At 38.9% G+C, this 15,449-nt stretch carries 17 protein-coding genes; 16 read left to right on the top strand and 1 reads right to left on the bottom strand.

Annotation, left to right across the window (positions count from 1 at the left end; translation table 11 throughout):
- Window positions 1-22: 22 nt before the first annotated feature.
- The 16 genes from ACMZ42_RS02020 to ACMZ42_RS01945 all read left to right on the top strand — a co-directional run bounded on the left by ACMZ42_RS02020 (window position 23) and on the right by ACMZ42_RS01945 (window position 14,378).
- Window positions 23-253, top strand: coding sequence for a hypothetical protein (locus ACMZ42_RS02020; protein ID WP_415730379.1), 231 nt, complete (start codon window positions 23-25; stop codon window positions 251-253).
- Window positions 254-337: 84 nt separating this feature from the next.
- Window positions 338-1,108: a CheR family methyltransferase gene (locus ACMZ42_RS02015; protein WP_415730378.1), complete on the top strand. Its 771-nt coding sequence runs from the start codon at window positions 338-340 to the stop codon at window positions 1,106-1,108.
- A gap of 424 nt (window positions 1,109-1,532) precedes the next feature.
- The gene (aroC, locus tag ACMZ42_RS02010; protein WP_402868799.1) at window positions 1,533-2,714 is read left to right on the top strand and encodes a chorismate synthase; all 1,182 of its coding nucleotides are present in this window, start codon (window positions 1,533-1,535) and stop codon (window positions 2,712-2,714) included.
- 1 nt (window position 2,715) lies between these two features.
- On the top strand, window positions 2,716-3,807 hold the full coding sequence (aroB, locus tag ACMZ42_RS02005) for a 3-dehydroquinate synthase (RefSeq protein ID WP_415730377.1): 1,092 nt from the start codon (window positions 2,716-2,718) through the stop codon (window positions 3,805-3,807).
- Complete coding sequence (gene aroH / locus ACMZ42_RS02000) at window positions 3,804-4,172, top strand: chorismate mutase (protein WP_370075893.1); 369 nt, start codon at window positions 3,804-3,806, stop codon at window positions 4,170-4,172. The genes aroB and aroH overlap by 4 nt, the downstream gene beginning before the upstream one ends.
- 18 nt (window positions 4,173-4,190) lie before the next feature.
- Complete coding sequence (hisC, locus tag ACMZ42_RS01995; RefSeq protein WP_415730376.1) at window positions 4,191-5,291, top strand: histidinol-phosphate transaminase; 1,101 nt, start codon at window positions 4,191-4,193, stop codon at window positions 5,289-5,291.
- Window positions 5,288-6,385: a prephenate dehydrogenase gene (locus ACMZ42_RS01990; protein WP_415730375.1), complete on the top strand. Its 1,098-nt coding sequence runs from the start codon at window positions 5,288-5,290 to the stop codon at window positions 6,383-6,385. Before hisC ends, ACMZ42_RS01990 begins: the two co-directional genes overlap by 4 nt.
- Before the next feature lie 78 nt (window positions 6,386-6,463).
- Window positions 6,464-7,750: a 3-phosphoshikimate 1-carboxyvinyltransferase gene (gene aroA / locus ACMZ42_RS01985; RefSeq protein ID WP_415730374.1), complete on the top strand. Its 1,287-nt coding sequence runs from the start codon at window positions 6,464-6,466 to the stop codon at window positions 7,748-7,750.
- 95 nt (window positions 7,751-7,845) lie between these two features.
- Window positions 7,846-9,114: a tetratricopeptide repeat protein gene (locus tag ACMZ42_RS01980; RefSeq protein WP_370075885.1), complete on the top strand. Its 1,269-nt coding sequence runs from the start codon at window positions 7,846-7,848 to the stop codon at window positions 9,112-9,114.
- A gap of 14 nt (window positions 9,115-9,128) precedes the next feature.
- Entirely contained in the window at window positions 9,129-9,686 is a 558-nt protein-coding gene (locus ACMZ42_RS01975) for a ReoY family proteolytic degradation factor (RefSeq protein ID WP_370075883.1), read from the top strand.
- Window positions 9,687-9,929: 243 nt separating this feature from the next.
- The gene (locus tag ACMZ42_RS01970; protein WP_415730373.1) at window positions 9,930-10,379 is read left to right on the top strand and encodes a DUF2487 family protein; all 450 of its coding nucleotides are present in this window, start codon (window positions 9,930-9,932) and stop codon (window positions 10,377-10,379) included.
- A gap of 154 nt (window positions 10,380-10,533) precedes the next feature.
- On the top strand, window positions 10,534-11,040 hold the full coding sequence (locus ACMZ42_RS01965; RefSeq protein WP_142508359.1) for a ubiquinol-cytochrome c reductase iron-sulfur subunit: 507 nt from the start codon (window positions 10,534-10,536) through the stop codon (window positions 11,038-11,040).
- A 14-nt stretch (window positions 11,041-11,054) separates the two neighbouring features.
- Window positions 11,055-11,729 carry a menaquinol-cytochrome c reductase cytochrome b subunit gene (qcrB, locus tag ACMZ42_RS01960; protein ID WP_053482547.1) on the top strand — a complete coding sequence of 225 codons (675 nt, stop codon included), beginning with the start codon at window positions 11,055-11,057 and terminating at the stop codon, window positions 11,727-11,729.
- Between the two features lie 42 nt (window positions 11,730-11,771).
- Complete coding sequence (locus tag ACMZ42_RS01955) at window positions 11,772-12,566, top strand: menaquinol-cytochrome c reductase cytochrome b/c subunit (RefSeq protein ID WP_370075879.1); 795 nt, start codon at window positions 11,772-11,774, stop codon at window positions 12,564-12,566.
- Window positions 12,567-13,046: 480 nt separating this feature from the next.
- On the top strand, window positions 13,047-13,643 hold the full coding sequence (locus ACMZ42_RS01950) for a DUF1405 domain-containing protein (RefSeq protein ID WP_415730372.1): 597 nt from the start codon (window positions 13,047-13,049) through the stop codon (window positions 13,641-13,643).
- 60 nt (window positions 13,644-13,703) lie between these two features.
- Window positions 13,704-14,378 (top strand): zinc metallopeptidase, encoded by a 675-nt coding sequence (locus ACMZ42_RS01945; protein ID WP_053593597.1) that lies wholly within the window; start codon window positions 13,704-13,706, stop codon window positions 14,376-14,378.
- 118 nt (window positions 14,379-14,496) lie between these two features.
- On the opposite strand, the gene ACMZ42_RS01940 is transcribed toward ACMZ42_RS01945, so the two are convergent.
- Window positions 14,497-15,366 carry a YitT family protein gene (locus tag ACMZ42_RS01940; RefSeq protein ID WP_415730371.1) on the bottom strand — a complete coding sequence of 290 codons (870 nt, stop codon included), beginning with the start codon at window positions 15,364-15,366 and terminating at the stop codon, window positions 14,497-14,499.
- Window positions 15,367-15,449: the final 83 nt, after the last annotated feature.

The raw sequence follows: 15,449 nt of genomic DNA, 5'->3' as shown, positions 1-15,449 counted from the left end.
TTAATGAAAGGAAGTGGACGTATTGTCAATTCCAATGGTTGCAATTCTCGGAGGCGTACTAATCGCACTAGTAGGGATACTTACTGATGCAAACACAAGAACGCAAAAGATTAAATTAAAGTCTATCGAAAAGGAATTGGAGCTAGAGAAGCTGAGATTAGAAACGTATACGATGGAAACAGAAAAATTACGTCTAGAATTAGAGCAATCCAAAGTGTTATTATTAGAGGAAAAACAAAATTCAACCAAGTAACTTGGATTACATGTGAAAGACTATTTCAGGAATGGCATTTTTCCGCTATAATGGAAATACGACGCTAGAGGGGAAGAAGACCGCATGTCTGATTATGAACAATTTATAGAAGGTATAAAGCGCAAAACAGGAATAGATTTAGCGCTATATAAAGAAGCGCAAATGAAAAGACGATTAACATCTCTATATGAGAAAAAGGGATATCGTAATTTTGTGGACTTTCTAAAGGCACTTGAACAAGATCGTGATTTAATGAATGAGTTTTTAGATCGCATGACGATCAATGTTTCCGAATTTTATCGCAATGGGAAGCGCTGGGAAGTGTTGCAGAAGAAAATATTTCCGAAATTACTGCAATCTAATAAGCGTTTAAAAATTTGGAGTGCTGCTTGTTCAACGGGTGAAGAACCCTATTCTTTAGTCATGGTATTATCTCAATTACTGCCATTATCTCAAATTCAAATCATTGCTACTGATCTAGATGAGAATGTCATTCAAAAGGCGAAATTAGGTGTTTATCCAGAGCGCTCATTAGCAGAAGTGCCGAGTGATATTAAAGCCAAGTATTTTGAGCAAGAAGGTTCCTTTTATAGGGTCAAGGATGAGATTAAACGTTGTGTGACGTTTAAGAAGCATAATTTACTTAATGATCATTACGATTCTAATCATGATTTAATTGTTTGCCGCAATGTGATGATTTATTTTACGGAAGAAGCGAAAGATCAGATTTATACTAATTTTAGTAAAGCATTGCGTAAAGATGGGGTTTTATTTGTTGGATCAACAGAGCAAATCTTTAATCCATCTCGTTATGAGTTTGAAGTCGAGGATACGTTCTTCTATAAACGAAAATAGTTAATAATATGAGAAAAGCATTTGTACAATAGATAATATGAATGTCATGTACATATTTTCAAAGCTTTAGACATAGATGAATCGTACGCTTTTCGCTTGATGTAAGCAAAAAGCGTATTTTTTATTAGCTATCTCGAATCTCGAATCTCGGGCAGTAAGGCTCCAACCTCAGACTTTAATGAAAGCTTAGGTAGGGGATAACTGATTGTTGAAGACTAACAATTAGTGGATATGCAGAAAATTTTTTCGGGCGAATCGTTCAGAATATTCTAATTTAACGAGCTGGACAGTTTCTGGAACAATCCGAAATTTGCGAACAATTAAAACGAGTCTTAAAAGACATTTGCAAAAGGACTGTTTTTTTAGAGAATATATGTTATAGTGAAAAATACATACTTTAGCGAGTTGAAGGGAGAAAGTGTTTATGCGTTACTTAACAGCGGGAGAGTCACATGGACCCCAATTAACAACAATTATTGAGGGCCTACCGTCGCTCTTACCAATTACAGCAGAAAAAATTAACCATGATTTAAAACGTCGTCAAGGAGGGCATGGACGCGGCCGCCGTATGCAAATCGAAACAGATACAGTGGAAATAGTCGCTGGTGTTCGTCACGGACAAACACTTGGTTCTCCCGTAGCGCTCGTAGTCACAAATGATGACTGGAAGCACTGGACAAAAATTATGGGAGCAGAACCGTTAGCAGAAGATGTGAATCCTGACGATATCAAACGTCAAATTTCACGCCCTCGTCCAGGGCATGCAGATTTAGTAGGCGGCATGAAATACGGACACCGTGATTTACGCAATGTGTTAGAGCGTTCCTCTGCGCGTGAGACAACTGTTCGTGTAGCAGTAGGTTCGGTTGCCAAAGCGCTATTAAATGAATTAGGCATTTCTATAGTGGCACATGTAACAGAAATCGTTGGTATTAAGGCAGACACTTCCGTAATCGAAGGAAAATCTGCAGATGAAATTCGTGCCATTGTTGAAGCAGATCCTTGCTATTGCGTTGACCCAGAGGCTTCGGCAAAAATGGTGGAGGCAATTGATGAAGCGAAAAAAGCTGGTGACTCAATTGGTGGTGTTGTAGAAGTCATTGTTGAAGGAATGCCAGCTGGTGTAGGTTCATACGTTCATTATGACCGTAAGCTAGATGCTAAATTAGCAGCTGCCATGTTATCTATCAATGCATTTAAAGGTGTTGAATTTGGAATTGGCTTTGAAATGGCACGCCGTAAAGGCTCTGAAGTACATGATGAAATCATTTGGTCAGAGGAAGAAGGCTATACACGTGCAACAAATCGACTTGGTGGTTTAGAAGGTGGAATGTCTACTGGAATGCCAATTGTCGTACGTGGTGTAATGAAACCAATTCCTACATTATATAAACCGTTGCAAAGTGTTGATATTGAAACGAAAGAACCATTTAAAGCAAGTGTAGAGCGCTCGGATAGCTGTGCAGTACCAGCTGCGTCAGTTGTTGCTGAGCACGTTATTGCCTGGGAAATAGCGAATGCAATATTGGAACAATTCCATAGTGATCAATTACCTCAACTAAAAGCTCAAATCGACGAACACCGTCGTTATACAAAGGGGTTCTAATATGCGAGTACCAGTAGCGACGAAATCCCATCAATATGAAGTTGTCCTTGGTCATAAATTTTTAGCAGAAGCAGTAAAAGCATTTGATGATAAGCTTCAAAAAGCGGATAAGCTCATTGTCTTTACGGATGCTAATGTGTGGGCAGCGCAAGGAGATTATTTCAAGGCTCATTTCCCTTATCATTTTGAGGTTTTTATCTTACCAGGTGGTGAGGCATGTAAAACATTTGAACAATACAATGCAGCGCAAACATTTTTACTTGAACAAAAATGCTCGCGTAAATCATTTATTTTTGCATTTGGTGGGGGAGCTGTAGGTGATTTAACAGGTTTTGTTGCAGCCACTTATATGCGTGGGGTGCCGTTTATTCAAATCCCAACTACGATTTTGGCACATGACTCAGCTGTAGGCGGTAAAACAGCTATTAACCATCCACTAGGTAAGAATATGATTGGTGCATTTTATCAACCTGAGGGAGTTATTTACGATACTGTTTTTATCGAAAGCTTACCTGAGCGCGAGGTACGTTCAGGAACAGCAGAAGTGATCAAGCACGCGATGATTTCTAATGCATCGTGGTTAGAGGAATTAATGGCTGCAGAGACAGTTATTCATTTCACCACTGAAGAATTAGCGAAGCAGCTAAGAAAAGGTATTGAAGTGAAGGCCCAAATCGTAGCAGAAGACGAAACCGAGCAATCCGTTCGGAAATTTTTAAACTTAGGTCATACTTATGGGCATGCCATTGAAGCGGCCGCTGGTTATGGAAAAGTAGCGCATGGCGAGGCTGTCATGATTGGACTCGTATATTGTTTATTATTAAGTGAACGATACGGTGAATTAGATCGTACTTTCACTACAGCATTTTTGCAGTTTGCAGTGAAGAATGATTTTCCATTTGAAGCTGTAAAAGAATATTCTTTTGAACAGTTAACAGAGTATTTAATGAAAGATAAAAAAGCGGAGTATGGTATTTTACAATTTGTGTTACTGGATAAAATTGGTAAACCATTCGTGCAACCAATTGATTTAGCGGAGTGCAGAGAAGTAGATGCCGAATTCCGACAGCTATTAGCGGAGGTGCTTGTATGATTCGTGGACTTAGAGGAGCAATTACAATTGAATCTGACAAGCCAGAGCTTGTATGGGAAGAGACAGCAAGATTAGTGCGTGAAGTAGTAGCAGCCAATAATGTGGAAATAGATGATATTGCTTCTATACTAATATCCACAACACCTGATATTACGTCAGCATTTCCAGCACGTGCTGTACGGTTAATGGACGGGTGGCAATATGTACCTGTCATGTGTACGCATGAAATGGACGTGCCAAACGCATTGCCACTTTGTATTCGTGTGTTAATCCATGCAAATGTGGAAGTAGCACAAAAGGATGTAAAACACTTGTATCTCAATGATGCAGTGAAATTAAGACCAGATTTAGCCCAAGCTAAATAAAAAGAGGAGATGTTTGAGATGAAATGGAAACAACAATTGGACGGTATGCAAGCATATAAGCCTGGTAAACCAATTGAAGAAGTACAACGTGAATATGGCTTACAAGAAGTCGTAAAATTAGCATCTAATGAAAACCCATTTGGGTGCTCACCTAAGGTAACTGCTTATTTACAAAATAATTCAGTAAATCATGCGATCTATCCAGACGGCTATGCGCAAAATTTACGTACAGCTGTTGCGAATCATCTAGGTGTCAAAGAAACACAGCTTCTTTTTGGTAACGGCTCCGACGATATCATTGCAATTATTACGCGTGCATTGTTGTATCCAGGTGTAAACACAGTGATGGCAGACCCATCCTTCTCCCAATACTGGCACAATGCTGAAATAGAAGGCGCAGAGGTACGCAAAGTTCCTTGTATCGAAGGTGCACATGATCTTGATGCAATGGCAGCAGCAATTGATGGTAATACATCGATCGTTTGGGTTTGTAGTCCAAATAATCCAACTGGTGTGGTGATACCTGATGTTGAATTGCGTGCATTTTTAGCTAAAGTTCCAAGTGATGTACTCGTAGTGTTAGATGAAGCATATATCGAATACGTAACGCATCCTGGTCACAAAGATACTCTACCTTTAATAGAAGAGTTTCCAAATGTACTATTAATGCGTACATTCTCAAAAGCATATGGTCTTGCTTCTTTCCGAGTTGGTTATGCAATTGGGCAACCAGAAGTAATTGCAAAGCTTGATCCAGTAAGAGCGCCATTTAATAATACAATTTTAAGTCAAGCAGTTGCGACAATCGCTTTGAGTGATCAAGAATATATCAATGCTTGCCGTGAAGCAAATGAAAAAGGTAAAAAACAATATATTGAATTCTGTGAGAAACATAATTTGAAATACTTCCCTTCTGATACGAACTTTATTTTCTTTAATACGAATGCTGATAGTGATGTTGTCTTCAATGAGCTAATGAAACGAGGCTATATAATCCGTAGTGGAAATGCGTTAGGATTACCTGGGTTTATCCGCGTGACAATCGGAACAGAGGCTCAAAATACGGCATTGTTAGGCCACCTTGAAAACGTCCTAAAAGAGCTAGGAGTTTTTGCATGACACGCAACGTGCTCGTTATTGGGCTAGGCTTAATAGGAGGCTCGATTGCCTTGGCATTGCAAAAGGCACCAGAAACAAAAATTATTGGCTATGATATGGATGCGAAAACTCGTGACCATGCGATAACATTAAATATTGTTCATGATATTGTGACAGATCCAAAAGAAGTGGTGGCCGACGTGGATGTAATCATTTTTGGAACTCCCGTCAACGCAACGCTTGAATGGATGGAACAATTAAAAACATGGCCGTTAAAAAATAAAGTAATCGTAACAGATACAGGAAGTACAAAAAAGAAGATTATGCAAAAGGCTGGGGAACTACGTGAGTTAGGCATTACCTTTATTGGAGGACATCCAATGGCAGGCTCACATAAAAGCGGTGTTTTAGCTGCTAAGGCTCACCTTTTTGAAAATGCGTATTATATGCTAACACCGCTCGCCGGTGAAGAAATTGTCAATATGGCACAGCTTGAAAGTTTATTAAAATTTACACATGCAAAGGTTGTTAGTGTATCTGCTCGTGAGCATGATCATATGACAGCTGTAGTTAGTCATTTTCCGCATGTCGTTGCTGCTTCTCTTGTGCATCAATTGGGCGGAGAAAACGGGGAATATCCAATGACACGTTCACTTGCTGCAGGTGGCTTCCGTGATGTAACGCGTATTGCCTCGTCCAATCCGATTTTATGGCGAGATATTACATTACAAAATCGAGAAGAGCTTATTGCACAGCTAGAAGGCTGGGAAAAGGAAATGAGTCGTGTAAAGGAGCTGCTTTTCAATGGTAGCTCGGATGACATAGAAACATACTTTGCAGTTGCTAAAGAGCTAAGAGATGAATTACCGATTAGTGCAGGAGCAATGTTCACATCATTTGACTTATATGTTGATGTTCCTGACTATCCGGGGGTTATTTCTGAGGTAACAGGCTTACTTGCAAACGAAGCGATTAGTATTACAAATTTACGTATCGTCGAGTCACGAGAAGATGTTTTCGGGATTCTTGTTATTAGCTTACAAAGTGAAAGTGACCGTGAACGTGCAGCAGCGTGTATACAAAAGCGCGCTAATTATGAAACATATATTTCATAGGATCCTAGGAAATGCCTATTTAAAAGAAAGCGTCGAAATTACGGCGCTTTCTATCTTCATATTGGAGGGAAGAAAACGATGAGTGAAAAAGTATTACAATATGATAAACCTTCCTTACAAGGAACTTTAACGATTCCTGGCGATAAATCTATCTCTCACCGTTCCGTTATGTTTGGAGCTATTGCAACGGGAAAAACAACAGTTGACGGCTTTTTATTAGGTGAGGATTGTTTAAGTACAATTGATTGCTTCCGTAAGCTCGGTGTGAAAATTGACGTAGAAGGAACAAATGTATCCATCGACAGCCCAGGTATAGAGGGGTGGCAAGAGCCTACAGAGGTACTATACACAGGAAATTCTGGTACAACGACACGCTTAATGCTAGGTATTTTAGCTGGATCTACTGTACATTCAGTAATGACAGGGGATGCGTCCATTGGAAAGCGACCGATGCGCCGTGTTATTGATCCGTTACGTCAAATGGGCGCACACATTACTGGAAGGGCAGATGGACAATATACGCCATTAGCCATTCAAGGTACAGCATTACAAGCTATTGATTACCACATGCCTGTTGCAAGTGCGCAGGTGAAGTCAGCTGTTTTACTTGCTGGTTTACGCGCTGAAGGTACTACAATTGTGCGAGAAATTGAAGTATCTCGAGATCATACTGAGAGAATGCTACGTCAATTTGGTGCACAGGTTGATGAGGTGGATGGTGTTATTTCGTTAAAAGGAGGACAAACTTTAACAGGGACACATGTGTCTGTGCCAGGTGATATTTCATCTGCGGCCTTTTTCTTAGTAGCAGGGGCCATCTGTGAGGGGAGTAAAATAACGCTAGAAAATGTCGGAATTAATCCAACACGAGATGGTATCATCGAAGTGCTTCATAATATGGGAGCATCTATAACACTTATACCGGATGAAGATAGCCAATCAGAGCCGACAGCAACAGTTACAATTGAAACGTCAACATTAAAAGGCACTACCATTGAGGGAGATATTATTCCTCGTCTTATCGATGAAATCCCGATCCTTGCTTTATTAGCAACGCAGGCAAACGGTAAAACTATTATTAAGGATGCCGAGGAGTTAAAAGTGAAGGAAACAGACCGGATAACGGCTGTTGTGGATGAATTGAAAAAACTAGGTGCTAATATTGAAGCTACTGAGGATGGCATGATTATTGAAGGACCAACTCCATTACGTGGTGCTAGCCTTAAAACCTATGGTGATCATCGTATAGGGATGATGGGTGCTGTTGCAGCACTAATAACAGATGGGGCTGTAACTTTAGATGACGCAAAATGTATTGCGGTTTCTTATCCATCGTTTTTCGAGCATATAGAGGAAGTAATATAAATCTATGCTTGACTCTCCAAGTCTTTTGGGGAGTTTTTTCTTGTTTCGAGAGAAAATGTTTTGTAGCATAAAGGTATTAATGAAAGAATAGGTGAATGACTGTGAACAATGCGATGACTGAAATGATGCAAGCACTTGAACAAGGGGACTTAGCATTAATTGAACAGCTACTTGAAACATTTTTAACGAAAGAGCTACCTGAGGACATTTATGCGCTAGCTGAAGTTTTTATGCAGTATGGATATATGAAGGAAGCTGACCGTGTACTGGAGCATTTACAATTTTTATTCCCAGAAGAAGCACAGTTGAAAATTGATCGTGCAAACGTCTTAATGGAACTTGGCGATGAAGATGAAGCGTTAGATTTTTTATTAGAAGTAGAGGAGACAGCTCCAGAATATCCTCAAGCATTATTAGTATTAGCGGATTATTATCAAATGCAAGGATTGTTTGAAGTAGCAGAAATGCGCATCAATGAGGCACTATCTATATTACCTGATGAGCCATTACTACAATTTGCTAAAGCGGAGCTTTTATTTGAAACGGGTCGCTTCTTAGAGGCTGCGAGACTATATGAAGAATTGTATGAACAACAAGTTGAATTTGCTGGGGTAAGTCTTACAGAACGACTTGCTGAGGTGTATCGTGCAGGAGCTGCCTATGAAACGGCCTTAGATTACTATTTAAAAGCTCTGGAAGCTGAAGTAAAGCCAGATGTTTTATTTGGTGCAGCGTATTCAGCCTTTCAATCACAAAAATATGAAATGGCCATTAAACAATTAGAGGAATTAAAAGAATTAGACCCTGATTATTTTTCTGCCTATTTATTACTTGCTGAAAGCTATGCCATGACGGAGGACAATAAAAAAGCATACGCTGCCATTCTGGAAGGATTAAAGCGTGACGAATACGATAAGTCCTTATTTTTATTCGCCGGTAAAATGGCTTTAAAAACTGGTTTGCCAGCTGAGGGTGAGCAGCATCTACGTGAAGCCATTGCCTTAGATCCTGAATACATGGAGGCAGTATTAACATTAATCTCCGTGTTGGCACAGCAAGAGCGTCATGAGGATGTAATAGAATTATTTGAAACGTTGCAAAAAAATGATTTTGAATGGAGCACCTTATACCCATTTGCTGCGGTTGCATATGAAAATTTAGAATTGTACGACCGTGCATACGAATTTTACCGTTTGGCATATAATGATTTTAAGGAAGACGCAGTATTTTTAGAAAAGTATGTTTATTTCTTGTTAGAGGAAGGAAAACGTTCAGAAGCTAAAGAAGTGCTCGGTCAATTAATAACTATTCAGCCGGGTGAACTGGAGTGGCAAGAGAAGTTAGAAACCTTAGAATTTGAGTAAAGGAGGGAGTGGGTATGACTGCTTCTGTATCAGTTGTCGATAAAAAAGCATTTGTTAGATGGTTTTTAAAAAATTATCAATTGAAACGTCGTGAGTGTGTATGGATTTTGAATTACTTATTAAGTAACGATGAGTTATTAAAACGAATTCGATTTGTTGAAGAAGCTCACTATTGCCCTAGAGCAATGGTAATGTCAACGGTCGATTCAACAGGAGTGCCGTTTCGTTTTTACAAAGGCAATGTAATGACAGCAGATGCTGAGAAATCCTTCCATGATTTACGTTTACATGAGCATGAAGATATGTATATACAATTGAATTTTCCAAATGTACCACCAAGTGCACAATACTTAGCAGTTCTTGAAGAAAACCCTTATATGCCAGAAGCACTGATTGTTAGTGAAAAAGATCGCTTACTGGCTGAAGAGCTGCTTTCCAACAGCTTACTCGTATTCCAAGAAGAAAAATTACTCGCGCAAATTGATGAAGCCCTGGATCAGGGAGATGAAGATCGCTTTTATGAATTGTCTAATTTGTTACAAGCTTTAAAGGAAACGGCTAATTTACGTTAGTTATAAGTAAAAATGGAATGTCCTTTATCTACCTCAATATGATAACATAACAAGTGAATGATTGTTTTCACTTTTTATTGGCTATCCTATTGAAGAGTGGAGAAGGGCATTTTTTTATCTTCATGCAGTGGGGTTTGGTACCCCCACTGCATGAAGATAAAGCCCCGGCGTGATTGTGCCCAAAATACGGACGCAATTACGCCAAGGCGAAATTGATTTATGCAACAAGAGGAGGTTTGTGAGATGTATTTTAATGCAAGTGATGTGACATTGTTTATGGCACAGAAGGAATTTATCGATACAGCAATTGTTCCACTCGTAACCGTCGATTTAACTCCTGAAAAAATGAAACAGAGTGGTACAGAAGTGGATTTTTTGTTATCGCTTACATCTTTTGTCGAACAACAGTTTAAAGGTCGTTTATTATTGATGCCACCGTTTACGTATAGTGCAACATTAAAAAACGAAGATATGCCGAAGCAATTAGAGGCACAATTACATAATGCTGGTTTTAAGCATGTGTTCTTCATTACTTGTGACCATTTTTGGACAAATATTGGAGATGAAGTAAATGTTATTTGGCTACCAGCGATTCCGTTAGAAAGCATGGATAAAGGCGTGAAAAACTCCATTCTCGAAGATCAATTGCGACAAGTGATTCCGATCTTTTCGACCAAATGGACACAGATTTAACAATTAGTTTCAATAATTGTTCACATTCTCCAGCTTTCCACAGAATGCTATATTGACCAAGCTATGGAGTTGATATATCATAGATATGTCCTAGTATTACTATTTGTAAATGAATGTCCGTTGGACTGACCTTTAAGTTAGAGGGGGGAAAAAAATGAGTAATAATCGAGTTTCACGTCGTCAATTCCTAAGCTATACACTAACTGGTGTAGGTGGCTTTATGGCGGCAGGTATGCTGATGCCAATGCTTCGTTTTGCAATAGACCCAGTGCTACAAAGTCATGCTGGTGGGAACTTTGTAAAAACAGAGCATAAAATCGCTGATATTACTGACAAACCTGTTAAAGTTGACTTAACATTTGAACAAGTTGATGCATGGTACAAATCAGACGTAACAAACGTAGCATGGGTTTTCAAACAAGGCGATCAAATCGTTGCATTATCTCCTGTTTGTAAGCATTTAGGATGTATGGTTGACTGGGGAACAGATTCAACACACCCAGATCAATTCTTCTGTGCTTGTCATGGTGGACGCTATGAGAAGAATGGTAATAACGTAGCAGGAACACCACCATTAGGTCCATTGGATGAATATGAAGTTAAAGAAGATGATGGTTATTTATCGCTTGGGCCAATTCATCCAAATACTCTAGTTAAGTAAGGGGGTACAAAACAGTGCTAAATAAAATTTATGATTGGGTCGATGAACGCTTAGATATTACACCTATTTGGCGTGATATTGCCGACCACGAAGTGCCAGAGCACGTGAACCCTGCACATCATTTTTCAGCATTCGTTTACTGTTTCGGTGGATTAACTTTCTTCATCACAGTAATTCAAATTCTATCAGGTATGTTCTTAACAATGTACTATGTACCAGACGTAGTGAATGCTTGGAAATCAGTTTATTATTTACAAAACGAAGTAGCATTTGGTGAAATCGTACGCGGTATGCACCACTGGGGAGCTTCATTAGTAATCGTTATGATGTTCTTACATACACTTCGTGTATTCTTTACAGGTTCTTATAAGAAACCTCGTGAATTAAACTGGATGGTTGGTGTAGGTATTTTTGGTGTTATGATGGGTCTTGGTTTTACAGGATACTTATTGCCTTGGGATATGAAAGCATTATTCGCTACAAAAGTAGGTATCCAAATTGCTGCATCTGTACCGTTTATCGGTGAATGGATTAAAATCTTATTAGCGGGTGACTCAACTATTCTTGGTGCTCAAACGTTAACACGATTCTTTGCGATTCATGTATTCTTCTTACCTGCAGTATTGTTTGCATTACTTGCAGCACACTTTATCATGATTCGTCGTCAAGGAATTTCAGGGCCGTTGTAATAGTTCTTGACGGTTCGATGATTTTTTAAAGGAGGGGACATAATGCATCGCGGAAAAGGAATGAAATTTGTTGGTGATTCTCGTATTAAAGCGAATCACAGAATGCCGAACGTTCCAAAGGATTATTCCGAATATCCAGGTAAGACGGAAGCTTTCTGGCCGAACTTCTTACTAAAAGAATGGATGGTTGGTGCTGTATTTTTAATTGCTTATTTAATATTAACAGTTGCACATCCATCACCACTTGAAGGACCAGCTGATCCGACAAGAGCGTACATTCCATTACCGGACTGGTACTTCTTATTCTTATATCAATTATTAAAATACACATATGCTTCAGGTCCATATAATGTTATTGGAACAGTTGTAATTCCAGGTCTTGCATTTGGAGCGCTATTATTAATGCCATTTTTAGATAAAAGTCCAGAACGTCGTCCATCTAAACGTCCGTTACCAACAGCGTTTATGTTATTGACTCTGGCATCTATGTTTTACTTAACATGGGAAGCAGTTGCTAACCATGACTGGGAAGCTCAAAAAGCAATGGGCGCAATTGAAACAGAAGTTCAAGTTACTATTGATGAATCACTACCAGGTTATAAAATTTGGACTGGTGAAACAAGTGACGCAGCTCAATCTTGTATCGGCTGTCATGCGGCTGACTTAAAAGGTGGCCCAGCTGCTCCAACATTACTTGGTAACACACTAACAGCTGACGAAATTGAAGATATTATCCATAACGGTCGAGGCAAAATGCCACCTGGTGTATTCAAGGGTACAGATGAAGAAGCGAAGCAAATAGCTGAATTTGTTGCGAGCTTAAAAGAAGATAAATAAGTATAGTTTAAAAGAGTCAGGAAACTGGCTCTTTTTTTCTTCTAGTATAATAATGTGACTGTTACAACTTCAAAAAAGTTCCCCAGAATGTATTTTAGTTCTATAATATTTATGAGGATACATTTTAGATATTCGAAAGTGGCAGGCCAGTCCCCGGAATTTATGTAGAACTAACCCTGTGCTATCCAAACATTTGATGTGGTCTATTTTGAAGTGTTAGAAAAAAGCTCATCAACAAAAGATAGGCATGACATTGGTTAAAATGTAAGCTATGTACATAAGTTGATTTCCTTTCCGACTGAACGCCCCCGGGAAAGCGCCTAGTCGGAAAGGAAATCAACCCCACGTTAAGGTTTTGGACAACAAAAATACTGCCAATATTCATTATCGATAGTATGTGGCTAATTAAAGATTAATTTATACATAATAACAAATAAAAAAGGCATCTTAGTAAAGACAGAAGATAAAGGAGTTTTAATTATGCAAATTACACGTGCAAACGTCTGGTTTCTCCTTACACATAAATCATTTTTAATACTATTACTTATTATCAATCTATTAGGAACTATTTACGGTTATTATTGGTATGGAGGGCAGCTTGCCATCACGAAGCCCATCTTTTATATTTTTGTGCCGGACAGCCCGACAGCCAGCCTATTCTTTTGCTTTGTATTGTTAGCATGGATTATGGGAAAAAAATGGCCGCTAATGGAAGTGCTAGCACTTATAACGCTGGTCAAATATGGAATCTGGGCCGATGTGATGAATATTTGGACGTTGGTTGAAACGGGATCTATTGGCTGGCAAGGCTGGATGCTTGTTGGCTCACATTTTGCTATGGCTGTTCAAGCAATTTTGTATCTCGGTAAATATGTTTTTTCATATTGGCATATTGCCGTGGCAGCTGTATGGACATTGCATAATGATGTAATTGATTATGTATTTGGCCAAATGCCGATGTACCGAGATTTAGCAGATTATACAAGTTATATTGGTTATTTTACTTTTTGGTTATCCATTACATGCATTTTTCTAGCCATCTTCTCAATTAGGTGGCGCAAATATTTGCCGAATTAGGTAATTGATTATAGAATTATAGTATTGAGATAGAAAGGGGTTAAAAAATTGTCAACAAGTATGTATATTGTTTATTTTGCAATCATAATGCTACTGCCGCTTTACGCACAGATGAAAGTAAAGGGCACGTATAATAAGTTTGCAAAAGAACGTACAATGAAGGGACAAACAGGTGCAGAGGTAGCGCGTGCGATTTTAGATGCAAACGGCTTATATGATGTACGAGTTGTTCCAACACAAGGTGTGTTGTCTGATCACTATAATCCGGCGACAAAAACAGTTGCTTTATCGGAAAGTAACTTTTATGAGGCGAGTATTGCTGGAGCTGCAGTTGCTGCCCATGAGGTTGGCCATGCCATCCAGCATAAAGAAGCTTATTCAATGCTGACATTACGTAGTAAGCTAGTGCCAGTTGCAAATATTTCATCAAATATGTCTTGGATATTTGTCATGATTGGTATTTTTGCAACGAATCCAAAATTTTTACTTTTAGGTATCGTATTGTTAGCAGCAGGTGTGGTTTTCCAATTAGTAACGTTACCAGTAGAGTTTGATGCATCCAAGCGTGCGTTAGTGCAAATGAATTCTCTAGGTATTATTACAAATGAAGAAGAGCGCCCAGCACGCAAAGTGTTAAGTGCTGCAGCATTAACATATGTTGCCGCGGCAGCAGTAGCTGTATTAGAATTATTACGTTTAGTATTAATCTTTACAAATATGCGAAGTGACGACTAATAAAAAACTTGTTGTAGTGGTAATTCACTATAGCAAGTTTTTTAATCCGTTACTTTACTATGTAAAAAAGCCTACCTCAACGAATGTTTTATTCGAAAGAGCAGGCAAATTGTTCGTTTTAATGGAGCGGTTGTTTTTGGTCGTCTAGCGTGAAGCCTTCTCCTGCAACATCACGTACTTCTATTATAGAAACGAAAGCGTGTGGATCCACCTCATGAACAATGGATTTTAAACGTACAACCTCATTGCGGCCGATGACACAATAAATAACTTCTTTTTGTTGCTTAGTAAAATGACCATGACCTTCAAGTATAGTAATACCGCGTTCCATTCGTAATGCGATCATCTCAGCAATGGCGCTAGATTTTTCAGATATAATAAGTGCTCCACGTGCTGCATATGCTCCTTCTTGAACAAAATCAATGACGCGCGCACCAACAAATACCGCAACAAGGGTATACATCATAGAGCGTGCATCTAAAAATGTTAGCCATGATAGGATAATGACAATTGCGTCAAAGATGAACATCGTTTTACCCATACTCCAACCAAAATATTTATGCCCAAGGCGAGCCAAAATATCTACACCGCCAGTTGTACCACCGAAGCGAAAGACGATACCGAGCCCTAGTCCAACAAAAACCCCTGCAAAAAGAGCAACAAGTAACAGATCGTCCTCTAAATGAATAGTAAATTGATACTTTTGGAAAACTTTAAGGAAAACTGAAACAGATAAAGTTCCAACAAGCGTATAAATAAATGATTTTTTCCCAAGTAAACGATACCCAATAATAAACATAGGAATGTTTAATAGTAAATTCATTAAAGCAGGGTCCCAGCCAAGTGTAAAATAAAGTATGAGTGTAATCCCACTTAGGCCACCTTCACCGAGTTGATTTTGCATGTTGAAGTGGACGAAGCCGAAGCTAAAAATCGCAGCTCCGAGCATTATTGCGATGATATTGCTGATTTTGATCTGTTTTAGCATATGACCTCCTGAAGTTCCAAACAAATGAAGTAGTGCTATCTATTATCTGACATTTTATTGTTTTTGACAACAATGGTGTAAAT

It is taken from the genome of Lysinibacillus sp. NPDC056185 (assembly GCF_047737915.1).
Taxonomy (GTDB): domain Bacteria; phylum Bacillota; class Bacilli; order Bacillales_A; family Planococcaceae; genus Lysinibacillus.
The sequence above is the reverse complement of the archived record's forward strand: the minus strand, read 5'-3'. Positions and strand labels throughout refer to the sequence as shown.

Bases quoted from the DNA above. Each gene is read 5' to 3' on its own strand.
- ACMZ42_RS01970 (WP_415730373.1), top strand. From the start codon at position 9,930: ATGTATTTTAATGCAAGTGATGTGACATTGTTTATGGCACAGAAGGAA.
- ACMZ42_RS01955 (WP_370075879.1), top strand. From the start codon at position 11,772: ATGCATCGCGGAAAAGGAATGAAATTTGTTGGTGATTCTCGTATTAAA.
- ACMZ42_RS02015 (WP_415730378.1), top strand. From the start codon at position 338: ATGTCTGATTATGAACAATTTATAGAAGGTATAAAGCGCAAAACAGGA.
- ACMZ42_RS01945 (WP_053593597.1), top strand. From the start codon at position 13,704: ATGTATATTGTTTATTTTGCAATCATAATGCTACTGCCGCTTTACGCA.
- aroH (WP_370075893.1), top strand. From the start codon at position 3,804: ATGATTCGTGGACTTAGAGGAGCAATTACAATTGAATCTGACAAGCCA.
- ACMZ42_RS01940 (WP_415730371.1), bottom strand. From the start codon at position 15,366: ATGCTAAAACAGATCAAAATCAGCAATATCATCGCAATAATGCTCGGA.
- aroC (WP_402868799.1), top strand. From the start codon at position 1,533: ATGCGTTACTTAACAGCGGGAGAGTCACATGGACCCCAATTAACAACA.
- ACMZ42_RS01990 (WP_415730375.1), top strand. From the start codon at position 5,288: ATGACACGCAACGTGCTCGTTATTGGGCTAGGCTTAATAGGAGGCTCG.
- hisC (WP_415730376.1), top strand. From the start codon at position 4,191: ATGAAATGGAAACAACAATTGGACGGTATGCAAGCATATAAGCCTGGT.
- ACMZ42_RS01980 (WP_370075885.1), top strand. From the start codon at position 7,846: ATGACTGTGAACAATGCGATGACTGAAATGATGCAAGCACTTGAACAA.
- ACMZ42_RS01975 (WP_370075883.1), top strand. From the start codon at position 9,129: ATGACTGCTTCTGTATCAGTTGTCGATAAAAAAGCATTTGTTAGATGG.
- ACMZ42_RS01965 (WP_142508359.1), top strand. From the start codon at position 10,534: ATGAGTAATAATCGAGTTTCACGTCGTCAATTCCTAAGCTATACACTA.
- ACMZ42_RS01950 (WP_415730372.1), top strand. From the start codon at position 13,047: ATGCAAATTACACGTGCAAACGTCTGGTTTCTCCTTACACATAAATCA.
- aroA (WP_415730374.1), top strand. From the start codon at position 6,464: ATGAGTGAAAAAGTATTACAATATGATAAACCTTCCTTACAAGGAACT.
- aroB (WP_415730377.1), top strand. From the start codon at position 2,716: ATGCGAGTACCAGTAGCGACGAAATCCCATCAATATGAAGTTGTCCTT.